The following is a 21,723-nucleotide window of genomic DNA, read 5'->3' as shown; positions in this document are numbered from 1 at the left end:
TCAAGGTGATGGTCCGACTGCCGCCTGGATGAATGGGGCAATCGGGAAGAGCGGGTACGCATGAAGGCAATCGGGAAATTGCTGAAGACTCTGCCTCGCGCGTACAACCCTGACGGGGGGACGCGTGTCCAACGGGCGTGGCAGAGGCACTGTTGGACGCGGCCGTCCTACCGGCGCGCAGCGGGATCGTTCCCTCGCGGCGGCGCCCAGGCGCGCCCGGCGGCGGTTTCCCTGTGATCGTGCCCGTCCCGCCGGCCAGCGTGCCGCACGTCGCACCACCGACCCGGGGCGGCCGCGTGCCCTCGCCCCGCGATAGCGCCGACACCCCCACGAGCCCGCAGACGCCCGGTGCCCTCCCCCCGGAGGCTCTGATACCCGCCGACACCGCAGCCGTCGGCGCGCCCGGCGCCGGTGCCGGAGCCGACGCCGGCACCGTCGGCGACGCCGAACGGCCGCTCGTGGCCGGTACCACCGTCGACCACCTCACCGAGACCTACCAGGCCCACTACCGCTCCCTCCTGGGCCTGGCCGCGCTCCTCCTCGACGACACCGCCTCCTGCGAGGACGTGGTCCAGGAGGCCTTCATCCGTGTCCACTCGGCCCGCAAGCGGGTACGGGACCGCGACAAGACCCTGGCCTATCTCCGCCAGACCGTCGTGAACCTCTCGCGCTCCGCGCTGCGCCGCCGCATCCTCGGGCTCAAGCTCCTGTCGAAGCCGATGCCGGACATGGCCAGCGCGGAGGAGGGGGCGTACGACCAGCTGGAGCGCGACGACCTGATCAGGGCGATGCGCGGACTCCAGCGCCGTCAGCGCGAGGTGCTCGTCCTGCGCTACTTCGCGGACATGACGGAGGTCCAGGTCGCCGAGACGCTCGGGATATCGCTCGGCTCGGTCAAGGCGTACGGATCGCGGGGCATTGCCGCGCTGAGGGTGGCGATGGAGGCCGCGCAGTCATGAGGGACGACCACAGGAACCCGCCCGGCCCCGCCGGGACGGCCACGGCCGACGAGCAGGCGCTGCGCGGCCTGCTGGCCGGGGCCGTTTGTGGGCTGGAGCCTTCCGAGGGGGCACTGGAGCGGCTGCGGCACGCGGTGCCCGCCCGCCGGGCCCGCAAACGCCAGGCCCTCCTCGCGACCGCCGCGGCGGCGCTGCTCGCCGGCACCGCGGTCCCGGCCGCGCTGCACCTGGGCTCCGACGAGGGGACGGCGGCCGGGCACTCGGCCATGGCCGGGCACGGGGAGTCGCAGGGCGGCAAGCCGGGTGACCTCTCCGGCCCCCGCCAGAACGACTCCGAGGACGCGGCCGGGCCCCGGCCGGTGGCGTCCGCGGGCAAGGGCCGGGACGCCGGCGCCGGGCGCCCGTCCCCGCAGGCGAGCGGATCCCCCTCGGGCGGCGCGGTGGCTGGTCCCTCCAGCACCGGAGCGGGCGTCCCCACCGGCGGCGCCGGCCACGGCCCGCTTCCGCCGCTGGGGGCCGTGCCCGCAGCGCCGGAGTGCACGGCCGACCAGCTGGGCGTGTCGGGCAGCGCCCGGCCCCCCGGGACCGACGGCAAGGTCTACGGCAGCTTCAAGGTCACCAACGTCTCCTCCCGGGGGTGCACGGTCTTCGGCCCGGACACCGTGACGGCCGCCTCGGTGGCCCCCGCAGGCCCGCCACCCGCGCAGCCGGCCGCGCCGCCGGTGACGGTGACCGGCCACACGGCGGGGGACCCGGCGAGCGCGCTGCTGCCCGACCCGTCCGCCGAGGCACCGGTCGTGCTGCTCCAGCCGAACAGCGCCTACGAGGTGCGGTTCGCCTGGGTGCCTTCCGCCCGGTCCTGCCCGGCGGCCACGCCCAGCGCGTCGCTCAAGCCCCAGCCGCAGCCCGCCACCAGCCAGCAGGGCGGTACGGCGGACGGTACGGCCGGCGCCGGCGAGACGGCGGGCGCGGACGAGGTGCCGGCCAAGGACCCGCAGGGCGGCTCCGAGAGCCAGGAGGGCACCGGGGTGGAGGTCTCCCACACCCCGGGCGCGGGCGCCCCCGTCACCCAGACCACCATCCCGGAGGCCTGCGGCGGCACGGTCTACCGCACGGGTCTCATTCCGCCGGGCGCGCCGTAGCCGGTGCCGGTGCGGGCTCAGTGAGCGGTTCCGTGGCCGCCTCCGTGGCCGGGCCGGTGCCGGGGGCCGCGTCCGTGGCCGCCCGCGCCGCCGGGGCCGGGTCCCCGGCGGGCAGGAGCCCCGCCTCCGCGTCGCGCAGGGTCTCCACCTCGCGCCGGTAGAGCCGGAACCACATGAAGAGCACGAAGACGACGAAGACGAACCACTCGCCGGTGTAGCCGAGGTTCTGGAAGGCCTTCAGGTCCAGCCCGGTGTTGGCCGGCGCCTTCGCCGGCACGGGGGTCATCCCGTCCGCCGGCGTCTGCACCGTCAGCCAGGCGTCGTACAGCGGATCGTGCACCAGGTTGACCAGGGTGGCCGCACTGATCACCCCGAGCTGGCCCGGCGGCAGCCCGCCCTGCGCGTGCACGCCCTTGGTGCCCGAGTTCTCCGAGGCCTGCAGGGCCCCCGTCACCTCGACCCGCCCGGCCGGCGGGGCCGGTGCCTTGGCCGGGTCCGCCGTCCCCGGCAGCCAGCCCCGGACCACCGGGATCGTCCTCCCGGAGTCGGCGCGCAGCAGGGTCAGGACGTAGAAGCCGGGCTTCCCGCCGAGTTCCCGTTCGGGGACCAGGAGCTGCTGTCCGTACTCCCCGGCCGTGGAAGCGAGCTGTCCGGAGGTCCTCGTGTCCACCGGGAGCAGCGAGTCCAGCGGGGCGGCCGCGCGGGCGGCGGGACGCTCGGCCGCCGCCTCCTTGTGGCTGCCGACGCGGTCCTCGAACCGGCCGAGCTGCCAGGTCCCCATGAACAGGCAGAAGGGGATGGCGAGCGCGACGAAGATGTTGATCCCCCACCAGCGCGGGGTCAGGAGAAACCGGTGCACCCCACCAACGGTACGGGGGGTGCGCCGGCGCTCCGGTGCCGGGTCAGCGCGGCAGGCCCTGCGGCAGGTGCTTGAGCGCGAACTCGAGGTCCATCCGGACCTGCTTGATGCGCTCCTCCACCACCAGCGAACCGTGCCCCGCGTCGTACCGGTACACCTCGTGCACCGCGCCGCGCGCCGCGAGCCGGTCCACGTAGTTCTCGATCTGCCGGATCGGGCAGCGCGGGTCGTTCACGCCCGCCGCGATGTGCACGGGCGCCTTCACCGCGTCCACGTAGGTCAGCGGCGAGGACGCCTCGAAGCGCTCCGGGACCTCCTCTGGGGTGCCCCCGAAGAGTGTGCGGTCCAGGGACTTCAGGGCCTCCATCTCGTCGTGGTAGGCCGTCACGTAGTCCGCCACCGGTACGGCGGCCAGCCCGACCGCCCAGTCGTCGGGCCGCATGCCGATGCCCAGCAGCGTCAGGTAGCCGCCCCAGGACCCGCCCGACAGCACCAGCCGCGCCGGATCCGAGAAGCCGGAGGTCACGGCCCACTCGCGGACCGCCGTGATGTCCTCCAGCTCGATCAGGCCGACCCGGTGCTTGAGGGCGTCGGTCCATTCACGGCCGTAGCCCGTCGAGCCCCGGTAGTTGACCCGCACCACCGCGAAACCGTGGTCCAGCCAGGCCGCCGGGGTGGCGGCGAAGGCGTCGGAGTCGTGCCAGGTGGGACCCCCGTGGATCTCGAAGATCGTCGGGAAGGGCCCGTCACCGTGGCCCACGGGCCGCTGGGCGAGTGCGTGGATCCGCCCGCCGGGCCCCTCCACCCACACGTCCTCCACCGGTACCGAGCCCGGCGGCCGCATGCCCGGAGGGTCCAGGACGACGCCGCCGGCCGTGGACCGTACGGCGGCCGGTTCGGCCGCCGAGGACCACTGGTACTCCACCGTCCCGTCCGGGCGGGCCGTCGCGCCGGACACCGTCCCCGGCGGAGTGTCCACCCGTACGAGTTCCCGCGCGGCCAGGTCGTAGCGCCACAGCTCGCTGCGGGCCTCGAAGCCGTGTGCGATGAGCAGCGCGGTCCCGTCCGGGTACCACTCGGCGCTCACGTCGCCCGGCAGGTCGATGGCGAGGTCCTCCTCGGTCCCCGTGGCCAGGTCCCACACCATCGGCTCCCAGCGGCCGCGCCGCTGGTGCCCGACCAGGAGCCGGGTGTCCCCGGCGACCGGTGCGAAGCCGAGCACCTCGAGGCCCAGTTCCTCGGTGCCGCCCCGGGAATCGTCCAGTTCCGCGACGGTGGCGCCGTCGAGGGTGACCACGCGCAGGGCCGAGTGCATGGCGTCGCCGTGCTCGGTGTGCTCGATCGCGAGCAGGGTCCCGTCGCGGGAGAGGTCGCCCACGCCGGCCGACTCGCGGTGCCGGTAGATCACCTGCGGGGTCCCGCCGCCCGGGCGTACGACGTGGATCGTGGTGCCGTCCTCGTCGGTGGACCGCCCCACGACCGCCGTGCCGTCACGGCCGATGGCGAGACCGGCCGGGTAGGAGGGCTCCAGCCCGGGCGTGGCGGGCTCGTCGGGTCCGCCCGCGAAGGGCTGGCGGACCCAGGTGCCGAACTCGTCGCCGTCGGTGTCCGAGAACCACCAGATCCACTCCCCGTCGGGGGAGAGGGCGCCGTCGGTGGTGCCGTTGGGGCGGTCGGTGGCCTGCCGCTGCGTACCGGTGGTCCGGTCCCAGGCGTAGAGCTCGTAGGTTCCGGTGGCGTTCGAGACGAAGAGCGAGCGGTCCGGGGCGTCCTCGGCCCAGTCGGGCAGTCCCACGCGCGGCGCCCGGAAGCGCTTCTCCCAGTCGGGCATCCCGGAAGCGGAGTCGGTGCCGGGGGTCAGGTCGCTGTCGCTGGTCATGCGCTCCATTCTCACGGGTCCTGCCGCACCGGGCGGCCGGGATGCCGAGTGCGCCGAACGGGCGCATGGTGGTGTGCGTACGACGAGCGTTTCCGAGAGGGTGTTGATCATGGCCAAGAAAGCTCGTACCGGGCACCACGGCCACCAGGATTCCGAGCGCGCGCTGGCGAAGAACACGGCGGCCGAGGCACGTGCCAAGGCGGCGGGCAGGGAAGCGCAGTCGCTCTCGGCGAAGACGCGCGGCATGCAGCAGAAGGCCCAGGCCAAGCGAGGCTGAGCACCGGCACGGGCACCGGTCGGCCTGGCGCGTTCCACGTGAAACATGGGGGTGTCGTTCCACGTGAAACGTCCGGGCGGGTGCGTTCCACGTGAAACACCGGGCCTCGTGCGTACGCTGGACCGCATGCGGATGATCGTCCGAGGAGCCCGGCTGCTGCACGAGCACGGCCTGTCCGACGTCGAGGTCGCCGAGGACGGCCGGATCGCCCGGGTGATCCCGCACGACGACCAGAAGGAGCCGCCGGCCACCGGCGTGCTCATCGAGGCCCACGGCGGGCTGCTCACCGCCCCCTTCGCCGAGCCCCACATCCACCTGGACACCGCCCTGACCGCCGGTCAGCCCCGCCCGAACGCCTCCGGCACCCTCTGGGAGGGCATCGCCTGCTGGAGCGAGCGCAAGCGGACCCTGACCCGCGAGGACGTGATCGCACGGGCCACCGAGGTGCTGCGCTGGCAGGCGGCCAACGGCGTGCTGCACGTCCGTACGCACTGCGACGTCACCGACCCGTCCCTCACCGCGCTCGACGCGCTGCTGGAGGTCCGCGACCGGGTGCGGGACATCATGACCCTGCAGATCGTCGCCTTCCCGCAGGAGGGCATCGTTTCTTTCCCCGGCGGCGAGGCGCTGCTGCGCGAGGCCGTCGCGCGCGGGGCGGACGTCGTCGGCGCGATCCCGCACTTCGAGGACACCCGCGAGGACGGTGTCGCCTCGCTGCGGACCGCCTTCGCGGTGGCCGAGGAACACGGCCTGCGGGTGGACGCCCACTGCGACGAGATCGACGACGAGCAGTCCCGCTTCGTGGAGGTGCTGGCCACCCTGGCCCTGCGCTCGGGCCTGCGCGAGCGCGCCACCGCCTCCCACACCACGGCCATGGGCTCCTACAACGGCGCCTACAGCTTCAAACTCCAGCGCCTGCTGGCCCGTTCCGGCATCAACCTGGTCGCCAACCCCTTCGCGAACCTCAACCTCCAGGGCCGCTTCGACGCCTACCCCAAGCGGCGCGGACTCACCCAGGTCAAGGAGATGCTGGCCGCCGGGGTCAACGTGGCCTTCGGCCACGACGACGTGATGGACCCCTGGAACGCGCTCGGCACCGCCAATCCGCTCCAGACCGCCCTCGTCGGCCTCTACGCCGCCCAGCTCACCGGCGCCGACGACATCCCGCTGGCCTTCTCGATGGTGACGGACCGTGCGGCCCGCGTCCTCGGCCTGTCCGCCTCCGAGTACGGCATCGTGGCGGGCGCCCCCGCCTCCTTCGTCCTCCTCCCGGCGCCGGGCCCCGAGGAGGCGATCCGCCGGCAGGTCCGGCCCCGGTACGTGGTCTCGCGCGGCAGCGTCCTCGCCGAGTCCCCGCCCGCACCGGCCCGGCTGTGGTGGCCGGGGGAGACGGGCCCGTCGGAGGTGGACTTCAGCCCCCGCGTCTAAGGTGCGGTCCATGACGTGGACCCTTCACAACCTTGACTCGGACACGGCCCGTTCGGCCTTCGAGATCGCTTCGGAGTACGCCGACCCCGCCCTCCTCAACCACTCCGTGCGCTCCTACGCCTTCGGCGCGGAGTACGCGCGCGTGCACGGCCTCACGTACGACGCCGAGCTGCTCTATGTCAGCGCCCTGCTCCACGACCTGGGCCTGACCGCGCCCTTCGACAGCCACACCCTGCCCTTCGAGGAGGCCGGCGGGCACGTGGCCCGGCTCTTCACGGCCGGCCTGGGCTGGCCCCCGGCCCGCCGCGCCCGCGCGGAAGAGGTCATCGTGCTGCACATGCGGGATGACGTCACCGCCGCCCAGGACGTGGAGAGCCACCTCCTCCAGGTGGGCACCAGTGCGGACGTGTCAGGCCTGCGTGTGCCCGACTTCGACCCGTCCTTCGTGACGGGCCTCCTGGAGCACTACCCCCGCCTCGGCTTCGGCCCGTCCTTCCTCGCCCTGGTCGAGGAGCAGGCGAGCCGCAAGCCCACCTGCGCGGCGGCGGCCTACGTCGCGGCCGGCGCGGCCAAGCGCATAGCCGCCAACCCCCTGGACGCGTGACGCCGGGGCGGCTACCGCGCTGAGGGGTGCGTGAACCCCACCCACCTCTCGGCGCGGTACGGGGGTGAGCTGCCCGCCCCGCCCCGCACGCCCCCTCTAGAGCCCCCGCTCGATCATGGTGATCAGGTCCTGGCCGGCGTCGTGCGCCTGCTCCGGGGTGATGCCGCGGAGGGGGCCGTCGATGATCAGTGAGGCCAGGCCGTGGACCGCCGACCAGGCGAGGAACTCCGCGCCCGGGCGGCGGGAGTCCGGCAGGACGCCGGTCTCCACGAGGGCGTCCAGTGAGGCGCTGAGCAGCTCGAACGGCGTGAGCCCGCCCGCCCCGGCGGCCGTGGCGTCGGCGGCGTACGTCATGTCGTCCGGGACGTGGAAGGCCGTCCGGAACCAGCCCGGCTCGGTCACGGCGAAGCGGATGTAGCCCGTCCCCACCGCCCGGAAGCGGGCCCGGGCCCGTTCGGCGGGGGTCGGGGCACCGGGCAGGGCCTCGATCTCCGCCTCCATGGCCAGGGCCACGCGGGCCATCGCGGCTTGCGAGACCCCGTGCACCAGGGCGCCCCGGTCGGCGAAGTGACGGTAGGCGGCGTTCGGCGACACCCCCGCGCGCCGGGTGGCCTCGCGGAGCGAGACGGAGTCCGGTCCGCCCTCGCGCGCCAGCTCCAGGGCGGCTTCGAGCAGCGCGTTGCGCAGGTTCCCGTGGCGGTACGTGCTGCGCTTGGGCGGCGGAGGCGGTTCGGTTTCCGCAGGCATGGGGCTCGATTCCTCGCTAGATGTGGACGGCGTCAACTTCCAGGTATAGCCTACGGGGGAGATGTGGACGCCGTCCACATGGCATCAGGGGGTCAGACCGTGCAGAAGGCCATTTCCCGCGACGGGACCGTCATCGCCTACGACCGCACCGGCGAGGGTCCCGCCCTCGTCCTCGTGGGCGGCGCCTACCAGGTGCGGGAGGACCCGAGGTGGGCCACGCTCGCGGGCCTCCTCGGCGACCGGTTCACCGTGGTGACGTACGACCGGCGAGGCCGCGGCGACAGCGGCGACACCTCCCCCTACGCGGTGGAGCGCGAGATCGAGGACCTGGCGGCCGTCATCGCCGAACTCGACGGCTCCGTACGCGTGATGGGCATGTCCTCGGGCGCCGTCCTGGCCCTGGAGGCCGCCGCGCACGGCGTCCCCATGGAAAAACTGGCTCTGTACGAACCCCCGTTCGTCATCGACGACAGCCGTCCGCCCGTCCCCGTCGACTACGTCGACCAGCTGGACGCGGCCATCGCCGAGGGCCGGCGCGACGACGCCGTCACCCTCATGCTGACCACCGCCGTGGGCGTCCCGGCCGAGTTCGTCGGGCAGATGCGCGCGAGCGGCATCTGGAGCCACTTCGCGGCGCTGGCCCACACCCTCCCGTACGACGCCCGCGTCATGGGCGACACCATGTCCGGCCGCCCCCTGCCGGCGGACCGCTGGGCGGCTGTGCGGATCCCCGTACTGGCCATCGGCGGCGGCGCGAGCGACCCCTGGCTCCAGTCGGGTGCCCGCGCCCTCGCGGCCCTGCTGCCGGCCGGCTCTCACCGCACCCTGGACGGCCAGACCCACGACGTGGACCCGTCCGCCCTGGCCCCAGCCCTGGCCCAGTTCTACGCCCCCACCGGGCCCACGGCCTGACACCTGCGGCAACCCGGCCCACGGCCGGCAGAAGCGCCGCCGCGCCGGCATTTCGACGGCTCCCAAGACAGGGGCAAACGCCAAACAGGGGCCTGATCCACTGAGTGGATCAGGCCCCTGACCTGGTCTTACGAAGTCGGGGTGGCGGGATTTGAACCCACGACCTCTTCGTCCCGAACGAAGCGCGCTGCCAAGCTGCGCTACACCCCGATCGTCGCCCTGAAGTGTTCCTGTCCTGGCGACATCGATTACTTTAGCGGACCCTCGGCCTGAGACGAAATCCGGTTTCGCGCGGGTCCGGCGCGGGTGGTCAGGCCTTCGGGGCCAGGGTCAGGAGAGTCGCCTCCGGGGGGCAGGCGAAGCGGACCGGGGTGAAGCGGTTGGTGCCGCAGCCGGCCGAGACGTGGAGGTAGGCGCGCCGGCCCTGGGTCTCGTACGTGGAGAGGCCCTTCACCCGCTTCGTGTCGAGGTCGCAGTTCGTGACCAGCGCCCCGTAGAAGGGGACGCACAGCTGACCGCCGTGGGTGTGCCCGGCGAGGATCAGGGGGTAGCGGTCGGCCGTGAAGGATTCCAGCACCCGCAGGTACGGGGCGTGCACGACGGCCATCGAGAAGTCCGCGTCCGCCTCCGGCCCGCCCGCGACCCGCTCGTAGCGGTCCCGCTTGATGTGCGGGTCGTCCAGCCCTGTGAAGGCCAGCTCCATCCCGTTGACCTTCATCCGGGCCCGGGTGTTGGTGAGGTCCAGCCAGCCCGCGTCGTCGAAGGCGTCCCGCATTCCCTCCCACGGGTTGTGGACTGCGCCGACGACCGGCTTGTTGCCGTTCAGCCCGTGCCGGCCCTGCGCCTTCTCGATCAGGTAGCGCCCCGGGTTGCGCAGCCGCGGCCCGTAGTAGTCGTTCGACCCGAAGACGTACACGCCGGGGAAGTCCATCAGCGGGCCCAGCGCGTCGAGCAGCTCCGGCACGCCCTCCGTGTCGGAGAGGTTGTCACCGGTGTTCACGACGAAGTCGGGACGCAGCCCCGCCAGGGACTGCAGCCAGGCGCGCTTCTTGCGCTGGCCGGAGACCATGTGGATGTCGGAGACCTGCAGCACACGGAGCGGCCGAGCGCCGGCGGGCAGTACCGGGACCGTGATCCGGCGCAGCCGGAAGGACCGGGCTTCGAAACCGGCGGCATAGGCCACACCCGCGGCCCCCACCGCCGCGATGGAGGCGGTCACCTTCAGGGGGACTCCGTAACGCGCACGCATGCCCCCATCGTCGCAGACCCGGAAAACGGGTGGGCGCCACGGCCCCGGCACCTGGCAGACTCAGGGGCATGACCACGCTCAAGGCCAAGCTCCAGGAAGACCTCACCACCGCCATCAAGGCGCGCGACGAACTCGGTTCGTCCACCCTGCGCCTGACCCTCGCCGCCATCACCAAGGAGGAGGTCGCGGGCAAGGAGGCGCGCGTGCTCTCCGACGAGGAAGTCCTCAAGGTGATCGCCAAGGAGGCGAAGAAGCGCCGCGAGGCCGCGGATGCCTTCGCCCAGGGCGGTCGCGCCGAGCAGGCCGCGCGGGAGACGGCGGAGGGCGAGTTCCTGGACGCCTACCTGCCCAAGCAGCTCAGCGATGACGAGCTGACCGCGATCGTGGCGCAGGCCGTCGAGGAGGCCCGGGCGGCGGGTGCCGAGGGGCCGCGGGCCATGGGTGCCGTCATGAAGATCGTGAACCCGAAGGTCGCGGGTCTGGCGGAGGGCGGCCGGGTCGCCGCCGCCGTCAAGAAGCAGCTTTCGTAGGGACCAGCAGGGACCAGCAGGGATCCAGCGAGGACCAGCAGGGACCAAAAGGGAGGGCCCCGGTCGGTGATCCGACCGGGGCCCTCCCCTTCGTTATGCGCTGCCCGTGCGCCTACGGGGTCTCGCGGCCGCCGATCAGGCCCGGCTCCACCGGGACGACCGGGTCGGTCGGGGGCTCGGGGGTCTGGGCGCCGCCTCCGGTGAGGGTCCCGCCTCCGGTGGACCCGGTGGTGGTGCCGCCGGTGCGGGTGTCGCCGGGCTTGCCGTCACCGCCGGGCCTGGTGGGCTTGCCGGGCTTGCGGGGGGTGGCCGGCGGGGTCGTGGCACCCCGGCCGCCGTTGTTGCCGCCGGTGCCGGTGCCGGTGCCGCCGGTGCCGGTGCCGCCGCTCCCGACCGAGGGCTCGGGGACGCTGACCCCCGCGAAGCTCGGGGCCTCGCGGCCGGACAGCGCGCCCGTGACCGCGTCCTTCCAGATCGGGCCGGGCAGACCACCGCCGAAGACCTTCGGGTAGTACTGGCCGCCGATGGTGATGTCCTCCATCGAGATCTTCTTCGAGCCGCCGGAGCCGACCCACACCGCGCCGGACAGGTTGGGGGTGTAGCCCACGAACCAGGCGTTGTAGCGGTTGTCGGTGGTGCCGGTCTTGCCCGCGTTGTCGCGGTCGGTCAGACCGGCCCGCTCACCCGTACCGGAGTCGACCACCCCGCGCAGCAGGTGGTTGATGGTGTCGGCGGTGTCCTGGGACATCGCCCGGTCGCACTTGGCCTTCGGCACCGCGAGCGCCTTGCCGTGCGCGTCGGTGATCGACTCCAGGGCGATCGGGGTGCAGTAGACGCCCCGGTTGGCGAAGGCCGCGTACGCGTTGGCCATCGTCAGCGGGGACATCTCGGCGGAGCCGAGCGCGATGGACGGTGTCTCGGGCAGCTTCGAACCGTCGGCCGGGACCACTCCGAGCTTCTGCGTCATCTCCATCACCGGGCAGAGCCCGATGTCCGAGATCATCTGCACGAAGTAGGTGTTGATGGACTTCTCCATCGCCGTCCTCAGCGCGTACGGGCCGATCTCGTCCCGGGTCTCGTTCTCGGCCGTCTCCCGCTTGCCGCCCACCGGCACGTTCTGCCAGGCCGGGCCGGAGCACCGCGCCACCGGGCTCGGGTACTCCATCTTGTTCGGGGCCGAGTAGACCTTCGTCGGCTCCATGCCCTGCTCTACGGCGGCGGCCGCGATGAACGGCTTGAACGTGGAGCCCACCTGGAAGCCGAAGTTCGAGCCGCCCATCCGCTTGTCCACGGAGTAGTTGATCTGCGTCTCGTTCTTCCCGAAGCCGTACGGCTTGGACTGGCCCATCGCCAGGACCCGACCGGTGCCCGGCTGGACCATGGTCACGGCCGTGGCGATCGAGTCGTCCTCGTTGACGTGGTCCTTGATCGAGGCGTTGGCGGCTTCCTGGGACTGCGGGTCCAGGGTGGTGCGGACGGTCAGGCCGCCCTGGTTCCAGACCTTCGCCCGCTCCTCGCGGGTCTTGCCGAAGACCGGGTCCGAGAGGAAGGTGGCGCGCACGTAGTCACAGAAGAAGCCGGCGCCCTTGACGGCGGTGATGCAGCCGTTCTTGGGCCGGGTCACCTTCAGCGTGACCGGCTTCGCCTTCGCCTCGTCCGCCTCGGCCTGCGAGATGTCCTTCACGTCGGCCATGCGCTGGAGGACGACGTTGCGGCGCTTCATCGCCTCCTGGCTGTCGTTCACCGGGTCGTACCGGCTCGGCGACTGCACGAGGCCGGCCAGCAGCGCCGACTCCTCCAGCGTCAGGTCCTTGGCGGGCTTGCTGAAGTAGCGCTGGGAGGCGGACTCGATCCCGTACGCCCCCTGCCCGAAGTAGGTGATGTTGAGGTAGTTCTCGAGGATCTTCTTCTTCCCGAGCTCCTCCTCGACCTGGATCGAGTACTTCAGTTCGCGGATCTTGCGGCCGAGGCTCTTCTCCTGCGCCTCGCGCACCTTCGTCTCGTCGTCGCCGGCTTCCTCGACGAAGACGTTCTTCACGTACTGCTGCGTGAGCGTGGAGGCGCCCTGCGCCGCCCCGCCCTCCTGCGCGTTGCGGTTCACCGCGCGCAGGATGCCCTTGAGGTCGACCGCGCCGTGCTCGTAGAAACGAGAGTCCTCGATGGCGACGATCGCCTTCTGCATGTACGGCGACATGGCCGTGAGCGGCACGACCTGACGGTCCCGTGAATAGACGGTGGCGATCAAGCCACCCTCGGCATCCAGAATCGTGGTGCGCTGGCTCAGCGGAGGCGTCTTCAGATTGGCCGGGATCTCATCGAAACCCTCGACCGTGCCCTTGGCGGCGAGGCCCAGCGCACCGGCGCCCGGGATCGCGATACCGGCAAGTACGACTCCGGAGAGAACCGACACACCGAGGAACTTGGCGGCCTGCTGCGGCCCCGTCAGCCCTGCGCCCGAGCGCTTCTTTCCCATAGAGGGCAGCCTACGTTCTCATTCGCCGGACACGCGCGAATGCCTTGGCCTAAGCTGTCCCCAACTGTCACAGCAGCGCGGGGAGACATCAACCCCTCGGCTTGATTTTCACCCTCCCCGAAGGGGGTGGACTCATGTCCGAATCCCGCCCTTCCCTCTGACGGCCGCTTACCGGAGCCTCCCCGATTTCACCCGAATCGCCGGAATGGCCGGGCATGTCGCCGGATCACTCCGTCGGGTGATCTGCCGCTTACCCATAGTCCGTTCGGACCATTCAAGATTGGGCCCGTCGGGGGTGTTGCACTGTGTCCACCTTCCGTAACGTCCTCAACTGGCAGCGGTGAATATGCCGCTACCGCCGTGGGGGAGCCTCGATTCGGGAGAGGACGGCACCGGGATGGGCTGGGTTACCGACTGGAGTGCGCAGGCAGCCTGCCGCACTACCGATCCGGATGAACTGTTCGTTCAAGGAGCGGCACAGAACAGGGCCAAGGCGGTGTGCACCGGATGTCCGGTGCGGACCGAGTGCCTGGCCGACGCACTCGACAATCGCGTCGAGTTCGGAGTGTGGGGCGGCATGACCGAGCGGGAACGACGCGCCTTGCTGCGCAGGCGTCCCACCGTCACCTCGTGGCGGCGGCTGCTCGAAACCGCCCGCACGGAGTACGAGCGCAGTACGGGCATCCTCACCGTGGATGTCGACGCGGAGATCGACGTGACGTACGAGACCTACGCGGCAGCCGGGTAACCACCCGGGCACCGCGTCGGCACCCCTCGTACGCACGCCTACGCTCCGGCCGGCACCCCGGCCGAGAGTCGCTCTCCGATGGCCCGCAGCCCGGCGAGGTCGTGCACATCGCCGGGCAGGGCGGCCACTTCGGCCACCGCCACCTCGGGGTGAAGCGAAGTGAAACGGTCGCGTGTGCGCTGCTCACGCGCGATCACCTGCATCCGCTCGGCATGCAGGCGCAGCAGTCCTGCCGTGATCCGGTCCACGTCGTCCACATCGGCCGTGCCCTCCGCGTCAGCGGTCGTCCCGTCCGTGTGAGCCGCGCCGTTCATGCCGGGGGAGCCGTCGTCGGCGGCGTCACGAAGTCCAGCTTTCCCGGACTCCTGATCGACAATGCCGCCCTCTTCAAGATTCTCCGCGGCGGCCAGCGCCCGCTCCGCCGACAGCTGTTCCGCGTCACTCCCGTGCACCCGGTTCAGCACCAGGCCCGCCAGCGGCATCCGCTCCGCGGCGAGCCGCTCCACGAAGTACGCCGCCTCGCGCAGCGCGTCCGGCTCGGGAGCCGCGACCACCAGGAACGCCGTGCCCGGAGCCTGGAGCAGCCGGAACGTCGCGTCCGCGCGCGTCCGGAACCCGCCGAACATGGTGTCCATCGCCGCCACGAAGGTCTGTACGTCCTTGAGCAGCGAGGCGCCCATCAGCTTGCTCAGCGTGCCGGTCATCATCGACATGCCGACGTTGAGGAACTTCATCCCCGCCCGGCCGCCGACCTTCGCCGGAGCCATCAGCACCCGGATGAACTTCCCGTCCAGGAACGACCCCAGCCGCTTCGGCGCGTCGAGGAAGTCCAGCGCGGACCGGCTCGGCGGGGTGTCCACGACGATCAGGTCCCAGTCGTCCCTGGCCCGCAACTGCCCCAGCTTCTCCATCGCCATGTACTCCTGCGTGCCCGCGAAGCCGGCCGACAGGGACTGGTAGAAGGGGTTCGCCAGGATCGCCCGTGCCCGCTCGGCGTCCGCGTGCGACTCGACGATCTCGTCGAAGGTCCGCTTCATGTCCAGCATCATGGCGTGCAGTTCGCCGTCGCCGCCGGTACCGCCCCCTATGCCCGGCACCCGGCGCGGGGTGTTGTCCAGCGAGTCGATCCCCATCGACTGGGCCAGCCTGCGCGCCGGGTCGATGGTCAGCACCACCACCCGCCGCCCGCGCTCGGCCGCCCGTACGCCGAGCGCCGCGGCCGTCGTGGTCTTGCCGACCCCGCCCGCGCCGCAGCACACGATGATCCGGGTCCCCGGGTCGTCCAGCAGCGCGTCGACCGCCAGCCGCTGCGGCGTGTCCAGCCCCATGCTCTCCCCGCCCTCGCTCATTCGGCGCCCACCTGCTTGCGCAGCTCCGCCGCCAGCTCGTACAGCCCGGCCAGTTCCATCCCCGAGCCGAGCAGGGGGAGTTCGTACGTCGGCACGCGCAGCCCCGCCAGCACCGCGCGCTGCTCCCGCTCGAGCTCGACCCGGCTCGCGTGCTCGGTGGCCTGCGTGAGGAGCGGCTCCACCAGCCGCTCGGCCAGCCCGCCCCGTCGCGCACCGCCCAGCCCGGCCCGGGACAGGGCCTTGGCGATCTCCGCGCGGCGGCCGTCCGCCGCCGCGCGCAGGGTGTCCTCGTCGAGGTGGTGCGGGCGCACCATGTTGACGATCACCCGGCCGACGGGCAGGCCCGCCGCCACCAGCTCGTCGATGCCGTCCGCGGTCTCCTGGACGGGCATCTCCTCCAACAGGGTCACCAGGTGCACCGCCGTGTCGGGGGACTTGAGCACCTTCATGACGGCCAGGGCCTGGTTGTGGATCGGCCCGAACCGGGCCAGCCCCGCCACCTCGTCGTTGACGTTCAGGAACCGGGTGATCCGCCCGGTCGGCGGCGCGTCCATGATCACGTGGTCGTAGACGAACCGTCCCGCCTTGTCCTTGCGCCGGACCGCCTCGCACGCCTTGCCGGTCAGCAGGACGTCCCGCAGACCGGGCGCGATCGTCGTCGCGAAGTCGATCGCGCCGAGCTTCTTCAGGGCGCGGCCTGCCGAGCCCAGCTTGTAGAACATCTGGAGGTAGTCCAGCAGCGCCCGTTCGGCGTCGATGGCGAGCGCGTACACCTCACCCCCGCCCGCGCCGGGCGCGACGGCGATCTTCCGCTCCTCGTAAGGGAGCGCTTCCGTACCGAAAAGCTGTGCGATGCCCTGCCTGCCCTCGACCTCCACGAGAAGAGTCCGCCTGCCCTCGCGCGCGAGGGCCAGCGCGAGTGCCGCGGCGACCGTGGTCTTGCCGGTGCCGCCCTTGCCGCTGACCACCTGGAGCCTGCTCACAGCGTCCGAGCCTAACCACTCCCGCTCAGGCATTACGCTCGCCCCCATGACCAAGAAGTTCGAATACGCGACGGTCCCCCTGCTGGTTCACGCCACCAAGCAGATCCTGGACACCTGGGGCGAGGACGGCTGGGAGCTCGTCCAGGTCGTGCCCGGCCCGAACAACCCCGAGCAGCTCGTGGCCTACCTCAAGCGGGAGAAGGCATGAGCGGCGCCGTCGAGGCCCGGCTCGCCGAGCTCGGCCTGACCCTGCCCGAGGTCGTCCCGCCGCTGGCCACGTACCAGCCGGCGGTCCGGTCGGGCGCGTACGTGTACACCGCGGGCCAGCTGCCGATGGTGCAGGGCAAGCTCCCCGTGACCGGCAAGGTCGGCGCCGAGGTCTCCGCGGAGCAGGCGAAGGAGCTGGCGGCGACGTGCGCCCTCAACGCGCTGGCCGCCGTCAAGTCCGTGGCCGGTGACCTGGACCGGATCGCCCGTGTGGTGAAGGTCGTCGGCTTCGTCGCCTCGGCCCCCGACTTCACGGCGCAGCCGGGCGTGCTGAACGGTGCGAGCGAGCTGCTGGGCGCTGTGCTCGGCGACAAGGGCGTGCACGCGCGCAGCGCGGTCGGTGTGGCGGTGCTGCCGCTGGACGCGCCGGTCGAGATCGAGATCCAGGTCGAGCTGACCGACTCCTGACGCCCGGGCCCCGCGGCGCGCGGCGGCGCCGGATCTTCCGGCGTGCCGCCCGCGGGGCAGGGCGCCCTGCCGGCTCCGCCGCCGCGCGGGGCCGCGTCCGCCGGGCGGCGTCCGCCGGGCCGCGTCCGCCGGGCCGCGTCCGCCGGGGCGGGACCGTCAGGGAGCGGCCGGGGTTCAAGATCGGCCGGCCGGGGCCGGGGCCTCGAACATCGGGCCGGATGGCCGTAGCATCCCGCCATGCCGAATGGTCAGCACGGTCAGCCCTCGCCCAGCCAGCCGCCCGCGGGAGGGCAGTGGTACCCCCCGGAGTGGCCGGACCGCATCCGCGCGCTCGCGGACGGGGCCCTCACCCCGGTGGAACCCAGACGAGCCGCCACCGTGATGCTGCTCCGTGACACCACCGCCGGTCCGGCCGTGCACATGCTGCGCCGGCGCTCCTCCATGGCCTTCGCCGGCGGCGCGTACGCCTACCCCGGCGGCGGCGTCGACCCCCGCGACGAGGACCACCGCATCGGCTGGGCCGGACCCGGCCTGGAGCTCTGGGCGCGGCGCCTCGGCACGGATGCCGCCGGCGCCCAGGCGATCGTCTGCGGAGCGGTGCGCGAGACCTTCGAGGAGGCCGGGGTCCTGCTCGCGGGCGAGACCCCGGACACGGTCGTCGGCGACACCACCGGCGATGACTGGGAGGCCGACCGCGAGGCCCTCGTGGCGCGCGAGCTGTCCTTCGCCGAGTTCCTCGACCGGCGCCGCCTGCTGCTGCGTTCCGACCTGCTCGGGGCGTGGGCCCGCTGGATCACCCCGGAGTTCGAGCCGCGCCGCTACGACACCTGGTTCTTCGTGGCCGCCCTCCCGGAGGGCCAGCGCACCCGCAACGCCTCCACCGAGGCCGACCGGACCGTCTGGATCCGCCCCGCCGAGGCCGCCGCCGGGTACGACAAGGGCGAGCTGCTGATGATGCCGCCCACCATCTCCACCCTGCGCTCCCTGGAGCCGTACGGCAGCGCCGCCGACGCGCTCGCCGGGGCCGGTGCGCGGGACCTGACCCCGGTGCTGGCGGAGGCCTCGCTGGAGGACGGCGTGGTGGTGCTCAGCTGGCCGGGCCACGACGAGTTCACCAAGCGCGTCACCCTCGGGGGCTCCGCATGAGCGATGCAGTGGCCCTCCCCGGCCAGCCCCGCGGAGTCGTCGCCTCCGGGCCCGCCACGGCCCGCGCGGTCAACATCCTGGCGCCCAACCCCTCGGCCATGACCCTGGACGGCACCAACACCTGGCTGGTCTCCGAGCCCGACTCCGAGCTGGCCGTCGTCATCGACCCCGGCCCCCTCGACGAGGCGCACCTGCGGGCCGTCATCGCCACCGCCGAGCAGGCCGGCAAGCGGGTCGCGCTGACCCTCCTCACCCACGGCCACCCCGACCACGCCGAGGGCGCCGGCCGCTTCGCCGAGCTCACCGGTACGAAGGTCCGCGCCCTCGACCCCGCGCTGCGCCTCGGCGACGAGGGCCTGGCCGCCGGGAACGTCATCCGCACCGGCGGCCTGGAGCTGCGGGTGGTGGCCACCCCCGGGCACACCGCCGACTCGCTCTGCTTCCACCTGCCGGCCGACCGGGCCGTCCTGACCGGCGACACGGTCCTCGGCCGCGGCACCACCGTCGTCGCGCACCCCGACGGCCGCCTCGGCGACTACCTGGACTCCCTGCGCCGCCTGCGCTCCCTGACCGTCGACGACGGGGTCCACACGGTCCTCCCGGGGCACGGGCCGGTCCTGGACGACGCGCAGGGCGCCGTCGAGTTCTACCTCGCCCACCGGGCGCACCGCCTCGCACAGGTCGAGACGGCGGTGGAGAACGGTTTCACCACGGTGGAGGCCGTCGTCGCCCACGTCTACGCGGACGTGGACCGCTCGCTGTGGCCGGCCGCCACGTGGTCGGTCGAGGCCCAGCTCGAGTACCTCCGCGATCACGGACTGATCCCGGGGGGACCCGAATGAAAACGCGGAGGGCCGACCGGGCGGGGGCGAAGCTCTAGGCGCGCGGCGTCTTCGTCCCGAGCCGGGCCGTGTACTCGTCCGCGAGCCACGGCCCGAGGTCGTCGAGGTAGGCCCGCGCCACGGCCGGGTCGTCGACCGGGTCCATCGCCACGACGGCGGCGCGCCGCAGCTGTGCGGCCCGCTCCGGGTAGTACGCGCCGAAGATCTCCGCGGACTCGGCGAGGTCGCTGGTCCAGCCGCCCCACCGGGGCATGACCAGGGTGAAGGCGGTCCGCACCAGGTGCCGTGAGAAGAACCGGTTCATCCTGAGGAACTCGGCGGGCTCCGAGGCGGCCTCGAACCGGGCCCGCCACTGCGGGAGCAGGGCGGCCAGGTCGCCGTTCGCCTCGCGGGCGAGCAGGGCGTCGGGCCGGTACCGGGGGAGGTGCTCGGCCAGGTCGTCGCCGAGCAGCGGGGTGCACAGGCAGGCGAGGAACCAGCCCAGGTCGTAACGTTCCTGCTCGCTCAGCAGCCGCTCCTTGCCGTACAGCAGGATGCCGACCCCGTCGATCTGCGGGAAGTCCTGGTCGAGGCCCCGCCCGAGCACCTCGGCGGTGTCCCGGTCCTCGTCGCCCGGCTCCCGGTGCAGGGCGATCAGCAGGTCGAGGTCGCTGCGCCCCGGCCGGGCCGTCCCGCGCGGTACGGAGCCGTAGAGGTAGGCGCTGTGCAGCCGGCGCCCGTACGCCTCCGCGACGCGGGCGCGGGCGGCCGCGACCGGGCCCGCGAACTCGGGCTGGACCCGCCCGAGGGACCCCTCCCGCTCGAAGTAGCCGTACGCGTCCAGCCCTCTGCGCTCCATGGCCCTACTCTGCACGCCCCCGGCCCTGACCGGCCGGTATTACGGCCCGGTGTCCCGTCCCGGGGTCCCGCGCCGGAAACGGACGGAGGGGCCCCGTCCGTACCCGGACGGGGCCCCTCCGCGAAGACCCGAAGGCCGCGCCGCGTCAGCGTCAGCGCGAGCGCTTGGCGAGCCGCTCCACGTCCAGCAGGATCACGGCACGCGCCTCCAGGCGCAGCCAGCCGCGGCCCGCGAAGTCGGCCAGCGCCTTGTTCACGGTCTCGCGGGAGGCGCCGACGAGCTGGGCCAGCTCCTCCTGCGTCAGGTCGTGGACGACGTGGATGCCCTCCTCCGACTGCACGCCGAAACGGCGCGACAGGTCGAGGAGCGCCCGGGCGACACGGCCGGGAACGTCGGAGAAGACCAGGTCGGACATCTGGTCGTTGGTCTTGCGCAGGCGCCGGGCGACGGCGCGCAGCAGCGCGGTCGCGACCTCGGGCCGGGCGTTCAGCCACGGCTGGAGGTCACCGTGGCCGAGGCCGAGGAGCTTGACCTCGGTCAGGGCGGTGGCGGTGGCGGTGCGGGGGCCCGGGTCGAACAGCGACAGCTCGCCGATCAGCTCGCCGGGGCCGAGGACGGCCAGCATGTTCTCGCGGCCGTCGGGGGAGGTGCGGTGGAGCTTCACCTTGCCCTCGGTCACGACGTACAGCCGGTCACCGGGGTCGCCCTCGTGGAACAGGGCGTCGCCGCGCGCGAGGGTCACCTCGGCCATGGAGGCGCGGAGCTCCGCGGCCTGCTCGTCATCGAGCGCCGCGAAGAGCGGGGCGCGCCGCAGAACGTCGTCCACGAGTCTCTCTCCTATGTCGACCAGCCAGTGGGGACCGCTCCCCATTTTGCCGGACGGCTCAAACAGTGCGATCAATCACAAGGATGCCGGACGGATGGGTGTGCTGTGCGGCGAGAGGCCGATCGGGGTGGTGTTACCTGAGGTCCGGGCGGGTGTCGGCGCCCGGCCTTAGGCTGGTCGGGTGTCCAATAAGCCGGTGAGAGCACAGGCCAAGGGGTCCGCGGGAGTGACGGCGGGCCCGAATTCAGCCGTGGGCGAACAAGCCCCACCAGAGGCGTCCGAAAAGGTCCGACCTGTCCCGTTGGGCAAAGGTTCGGCCAAGAAACCGTCGGCGGCGAAGCCGGAATCCCGTCTGGCGATGGTCCGCCGGGCCCGTCGCATCAACCGCGAGCTCGCCGAGGTCTACCCGTACGCCCATCCGGAGCTGGACTTCCGCAATCCGTTCGAGCTGCTCGTCGCGACCGTCCTCTCCGCGCAGACCACCGACCTGCGCGTGAACCAGACGACCCCGGCCCTCTTCGCCGCCTACCCGACCCCCGAGGACATGGCCGAGGCCGTTCCGGAGGAGCTGGAGGAGATCATCCGGCCGACCGGGTTCTTCCGGGCGAAGGCGAAGTCGCTGCTCGGCCTCTCACAGGCGCTGCGCGACGACTTCGGCGGTGAGGTGCCGGGCCGGATCGAGGACCTCGTCAGACTGCCCGGAGTCGGCCGCAAGACGGCGAATGTGGTGCTCGGCAACGCCTTCGGGGTCCCCGGGATCACCGTCGACACCCACTTCGGCCGGCTGGTGCGCCGCTTCAAGTGGACCGAGCAGGAGGACCCGGAGAAGGTTGAGGCGGAGATCTGCGCGATCTTCCCCAAGAGCGAGTGGACGATGCTCTCGCACCGCGTGGTCTTCCACGGCCGCCGCATCTGCCACGCCCGCAGGCCCGCCTGCGGTGCCTGCCCCATCGCCCCGCTCTGCCCGGCCTACGGCGAGGGCGAGACGGACCCGGAGAAGGCGAAGAAGCTGCTGAAGTACGAGAAGGGCGGCTACCCGGGCCAGCGCCTCTCCCCGCCCCCGGACTACCCGGGCCTCCCCGCACCGCCGCTGGGAGCCCGTACGGAGCCCTGAGGGCGGCTGTAGGGGCCGTTACGGCGCCTACGGCCCGGCGGGGACCTCGGGGGGCGCGCGGCGGGCGCAGCACGCGCCCCCCGGCGGAACGAATCCGGACCCGGGCCGCGTTCAGCGGTGTGGAGACGGTGTCGACAGAGGAA

At 72.7% G+C, this 21,723-nt stretch carries 22 protein-coding genes and 1 tRNA gene; 13 read left to right on the top strand and 10 right to left on the bottom strand.

Going from position 1 to position 21,723, the window contains the following annotated elements; translation table 11 throughout:
• Positions 1 to 296: 296 nt before the first annotated feature.
• Entirely contained in the window at positions 297 to 959 is a 663-nt protein-coding gene (locus tag ACZ51S_RS08915) for a SigE family RNA polymerase sigma factor (protein ID WP_468960301.1), read from the top strand.
• Positions 956 to 2,101, top strand: coding sequence for a hypothetical protein (locus ACZ51S_RS08910; RefSeq protein WP_468960298.1), 1,146 nt, complete (start codon positions 956 to 958; stop codon positions 2,099 to 2,101). Before ACZ51S_RS08915 ends, ACZ51S_RS08910 begins: the two co-directional genes overlap by 4 nt.
• On the opposite strand, the gene ACZ51S_RS08905 is transcribed toward ACZ51S_RS08910, so the two are convergent.
• Together ACZ51S_RS08905 and ACZ51S_RS08900 are read right to left on the bottom strand one after the other, a co-directional pair.
• A complete protein-coding gene (locus ACZ51S_RS08905; RefSeq protein WP_468960295.1) occupies positions 2,079 to 2,960 on the bottom strand; it encodes an SURF1 family protein in 882 nt (293 codons plus the stop codon). The two genes, ACZ51S_RS08910 and ACZ51S_RS08905, sit on opposite strands and share 23 nt — an antisense overlap.
• 43 nt (positions 2,961 to 3,003) lie before the next feature.
• Positions 3,004 to 4,839, bottom strand: coding sequence for a S9 family peptidase (locus ACZ51S_RS08900; RefSeq protein WP_468801232.1), 1,836 nt, complete (start codon positions 4,837 to 4,839; stop codon positions 3,004 to 3,006).
• Between the two features lie 109 nt (positions 4,840 to 4,948).
• On the opposite strand from ACZ51S_RS08900, the gene ACZ51S_RS08895 reads away from it, so the two are divergent.
• The 3 genes from ACZ51S_RS08895 (at position 4,949) to ACZ51S_RS08885 (ending at position 7,148) form a co-directional block, all read left to right on the top strand.
• Complete coding sequence (locus ACZ51S_RS08895; RefSeq protein WP_388933421.1) at positions 4,949 to 5,116, top strand: hypothetical protein; 168 nt, start codon at positions 4,949 to 4,951, stop codon at positions 5,114 to 5,116.
• Positions 5,117 to 5,242: 126 nt separating this feature from the next.
• The gene (gene codA / locus ACZ51S_RS08890) at positions 5,243 to 6,544 is read left to right on the top strand and encodes a cytosine deaminase (protein WP_468801230.1); all 1,302 of its coding nucleotides are present in this window, start codon (positions 5,243 to 5,245) and stop codon (positions 6,542 to 6,544) included.
• Between the two features lie 10 nt (positions 6,545 to 6,554).
• On the top strand, positions 6,555 to 7,148 hold the full coding sequence (locus tag ACZ51S_RS08885) for an HD domain-containing protein (protein ID WP_468476279.1): 594 nt from the start codon (positions 6,555 to 6,557) through the stop codon (positions 7,146 to 7,148).
• 96 nt (positions 7,149 to 7,244) lie between these two features.
• On the opposite strand, the gene ACZ51S_RS08880 is transcribed toward ACZ51S_RS08885, so the two are convergent.
• Positions 7,245 to 7,895 (bottom strand): TetR-like C-terminal domain-containing protein, encoded by a 651-nt coding sequence (locus ACZ51S_RS08880; protein WP_468960291.1) that lies wholly within the window; start codon positions 7,893 to 7,895, stop codon positions 7,245 to 7,247.
• 78 nt (positions 7,896 to 7,973) lie between these two features.
• On the opposite strand from ACZ51S_RS08880, the gene ACZ51S_RS08875 reads away from it, so the two are divergent.
• On the top strand, positions 7,974 to 8,807 hold the full coding sequence (locus ACZ51S_RS08875) for an alpha/beta fold hydrolase (protein WP_468960288.1): 834 nt from the start codon (positions 7,974 to 7,976) through the stop codon (positions 8,805 to 8,807).
• A gap of 136 nt (positions 8,808 to 8,943) precedes the next feature.
• Here the strand turns inward: ACZ51S_RS08875 and ACZ51S_RS08870 are convergent.
• A tRNA-Pro gene (locus ACZ51S_RS08870) sits at positions 8,944 to 9,017 on the bottom strand.
• A 100-nt stretch (positions 9,018 to 9,117) separates the two neighbouring features.
• Positions 9,118 to 10,056 (bottom strand): metallophosphoesterase, encoded by a 939-nt coding sequence (locus ACZ51S_RS08865; protein WP_468960286.1) that lies wholly within the window; start codon positions 10,054 to 10,056, stop codon positions 9,118 to 9,120.
• A gap of 68 nt (positions 10,057 to 10,124) precedes the next feature.
• Here ACZ51S_RS08865 and ACZ51S_RS08860 point away from each other — a divergent pair, with 68 nt between their 5' ends.
• A complete protein-coding gene (locus ACZ51S_RS08860) occupies positions 10,125 to 10,586 on the top strand; it encodes a GatB/YqeY domain-containing protein (protein ID WP_388933441.1) in 462 nt (153 codons plus the stop codon).
• A gap of 112 nt (positions 10,587 to 10,698) precedes the next feature.
• Here the strand turns inward: ACZ51S_RS08860 and ACZ51S_RS08855 are convergent, their stop codons facing one another.
• Entirely contained in the window at positions 10,699 to 13,059 is a 2,361-nt protein-coding gene (locus ACZ51S_RS08855; protein WP_468960284.1) for a transglycosylase domain-containing protein, read from the bottom strand.
• Between the two features lie 397 nt (positions 13,060 to 13,456).
• On the opposite strand from ACZ51S_RS08855, the gene ACZ51S_RS08850 reads away from it, so the two are divergent.
• On the top strand, positions 13,457 to 13,807 hold the full coding sequence (locus ACZ51S_RS08850; protein WP_361602800.1) for a WhiB family transcriptional regulator: 351 nt from the start codon (positions 13,457 to 13,459) through the stop codon (positions 13,805 to 13,807).
• A 38-nt stretch (positions 13,808 to 13,845) separates the two neighbouring features.
• On the opposite strand, the gene bagB is transcribed toward ACZ51S_RS08850, so the two are convergent.
• Together bagB and bagA are read right to left on the bottom strand one after the other, a co-directional pair.
• Positions 13,846 to 15,156, bottom strand: coding sequence for an ATPase BagB (gene bagB / locus ACZ51S_RS08845; protein WP_468887124.1), 1,311 nt, complete (start codon positions 15,154 to 15,156; stop codon positions 13,846 to 13,848).
• Complete coding sequence (gene bagA / locus ACZ51S_RS08840) at positions 15,153 to 16,139, bottom strand: ATPase BagA (RefSeq protein ID WP_468476274.1); 987 nt, start codon at positions 16,137 to 16,139, stop codon at positions 15,153 to 15,155. The genes bagB and bagA overlap by 4 nt, the downstream gene beginning before the upstream one ends.
• Positions 16,140 to 16,185: 46 nt before the next feature.
• Between bagA and ACZ51S_RS08835 the strand changes: the two genes are divergently transcribed.
• The 4 genes from ACZ51S_RS08835 (at position 16,186) to ACZ51S_RS08820 (ending at position 18,802) form a co-directional block, all read left to right on the top strand.
• Positions 16,186 to 16,347 (top strand): DUF4177 domain-containing protein, encoded by a 162-nt coding sequence (locus tag ACZ51S_RS08835; RefSeq protein ID WP_007264966.1) that lies wholly within the window; start codon positions 16,186 to 16,188, stop codon positions 16,345 to 16,347.
• Positions 16,344 to 16,814 carry a RidA family protein gene (locus ACZ51S_RS08830; protein ID WP_388933450.1) on the top strand — a complete coding sequence of 157 codons (471 nt, stop codon included), beginning with the start codon at positions 16,344 to 16,346 and terminating at the stop codon, positions 16,812 to 16,814. The genes ACZ51S_RS08835 and ACZ51S_RS08830 overlap by 4 nt, the downstream gene beginning before the upstream one ends.
• Positions 16,815 to 17,051: 237 nt before the next feature.
• Positions 17,052 to 17,960 carry an NUDIX hydrolase gene (locus ACZ51S_RS08825; protein ID WP_468476273.1) on the top strand — a complete coding sequence of 303 codons (909 nt, stop codon included), beginning with the start codon at positions 17,052 to 17,054 and terminating at the stop codon, positions 17,958 to 17,960.
• Positions 17,957 to 18,802 carry an MBL fold metallo-hydrolase gene (locus ACZ51S_RS08820; protein ID WP_468476272.1) on the top strand — a complete coding sequence of 282 codons (846 nt, stop codon included), beginning with the start codon at positions 17,957 to 17,959 and terminating at the stop codon, positions 18,800 to 18,802. The genes ACZ51S_RS08825 and ACZ51S_RS08820 overlap by 4 nt, the downstream gene beginning before the upstream one ends.
• Before the next feature lie 34 nt (positions 18,803 to 18,836).
• Here ACZ51S_RS08820 and ACZ51S_RS08815 read toward each other — a convergent pair whose 3' ends face one another.
• Together ACZ51S_RS08815 and ACZ51S_RS08810 are read right to left on the bottom strand one after the other, a co-directional pair.
• Positions 18,837 to 19,640, bottom strand: coding sequence for a nucleotidyltransferase domain-containing protein (locus tag ACZ51S_RS08815; protein WP_468801220.1), 804 nt, complete (start codon positions 19,638 to 19,640; stop codon positions 18,837 to 18,839).
• 151 nt (positions 19,641 to 19,791) lie between these two features.
• Positions 19,792 to 20,466, bottom strand: coding sequence for a Crp/Fnr family transcriptional regulator (locus ACZ51S_RS08810; protein WP_007264960.1), 675 nt, complete (start codon positions 20,464 to 20,466; stop codon positions 19,792 to 19,794).
• A gap of 358 nt (positions 20,467 to 20,824) precedes the next feature.
• On the opposite strand from ACZ51S_RS08810, the gene nth reads away from it, so the two are divergent.
• Positions 20,825 to 21,580 (top strand): endonuclease III, encoded by a 756-nt coding sequence (nth, locus tag ACZ51S_RS08805; protein WP_468960565.1) that lies wholly within the window; start codon positions 20,825 to 20,827, stop codon positions 21,578 to 21,580.
• Positions 21,581 to 21,723: the final 143 nt, after the last annotated feature.

This window comes from Streptomyces sp. NPDC034043, assembly GCF_055575675.1.
Note: the sequence above shows the minus strand (reverse complement) of the source record. Positions and strands in the feature narration are given on the sequence as shown.

Bases quoted from the DNA above. Each gene is read 5' to 3' on its own strand.
- ACZ51S_RS08855 (WP_468960284.1), bottom strand. From the start codon at position 13,059: ATGGGAAAGAAGCGCTCGGGCGCAGGGCTGACGGGGCCGCAGCAGGCC.
- nth (WP_468960565.1), top strand. From the start codon at position 20,825: ATGGTCCGCCGGGCCCGTCGCATCAACCGCGAGCTCGCCGAGGTCTAC.
- bagB (WP_468887124.1), bottom strand. From the start codon at position 15,156: ATGAGCGAGGGCGGGGAGAGCATGGGGCTGGACACGCCGCAGCGGCTG.
- ACZ51S_RS08880 (WP_468960291.1), bottom strand. From the start codon at position 7,895: ATGCCTGCGGAAACCGAACCGCCTCCGCCGCCCAAGCGCAGCACGTAC.
- ACZ51S_RS08865 (WP_468960286.1), bottom strand. From the start codon at position 10,056: ATGCGTGCGCGTTACGGAGTCCCCCTGAAGGTGACCGCCTCCATCGCG.
- ACZ51S_RS08885 (WP_468476279.1), top strand. From the start codon at position 6,555: ATGACGTGGACCCTTCACAACCTTGACTCGGACACGGCCCGTTCGGCC.
- ACZ51S_RS08900 (WP_468801232.1), bottom strand. From the start codon at position 4,839: ATGACCAGCGACAGCGACCTGACCCCCGGCACCGACTCCGCTTCCGGG.
- codA (WP_468801230.1), top strand. From the start codon at position 5,243: ATGCGGATGATCGTCCGAGGAGCCCGGCTGCTGCACGAGCACGGCCTG.
- ACZ51S_RS08910 (WP_468960298.1), top strand. From the start codon at position 956: ATGAGGGACGACCACAGGAACCCGCCCGGCCCCGCCGGGACGGCCACG.
- ACZ51S_RS08875 (WP_468960288.1), top strand. From the start codon at position 7,974: ATGGCATCAGGGGGTCAGACCGTGCAGAAGGCCATTTCCCGCGACGGG.
- ACZ51S_RS08830 (WP_388933450.1), top strand. From the start codon at position 16,344: ATGAGCGGCGCCGTCGAGGCCCGGCTCGCCGAGCTCGGCCTGACCCTG.
- ACZ51S_RS08860 (WP_388933441.1), top strand. From the start codon at position 10,125: ATGACCACGCTCAAGGCCAAGCTCCAGGAAGACCTCACCACCGCCATC.
- ACZ51S_RS08815 (WP_468801220.1), bottom strand. From the start codon at position 19,640: ATGGAGCGCAGAGGGCTGGACGCGTACGGCTACTTCGAGCGGGAGGGG.
- ACZ51S_RS08825 (WP_468476273.1), top strand. From the start codon at position 17,052: ATGCCGAATGGTCAGCACGGTCAGCCCTCGCCCAGCCAGCCGCCCGCG.
- ACZ51S_RS08835 (WP_007264966.1), top strand. From the start codon at position 16,186: ATGACCAAGAAGTTCGAATACGCGACGGTCCCCCTGCTGGTTCACGCC.
- ACZ51S_RS08850 (WP_361602800.1), top strand. From the start codon at position 13,457: ATGGGCTGGGTTACCGACTGGAGTGCGCAGGCAGCCTGCCGCACTACC.
- ACZ51S_RS08820 (WP_468476272.1), top strand. From the start codon at position 17,957: ATGAGCGATGCAGTGGCCCTCCCCGGCCAGCCCCGCGGAGTCGTCGCC.
- ACZ51S_RS08895 (WP_388933421.1), top strand. From the start codon at position 4,949: ATGGCCAAGAAAGCTCGTACCGGGCACCACGGCCACCAGGATTCCGAG.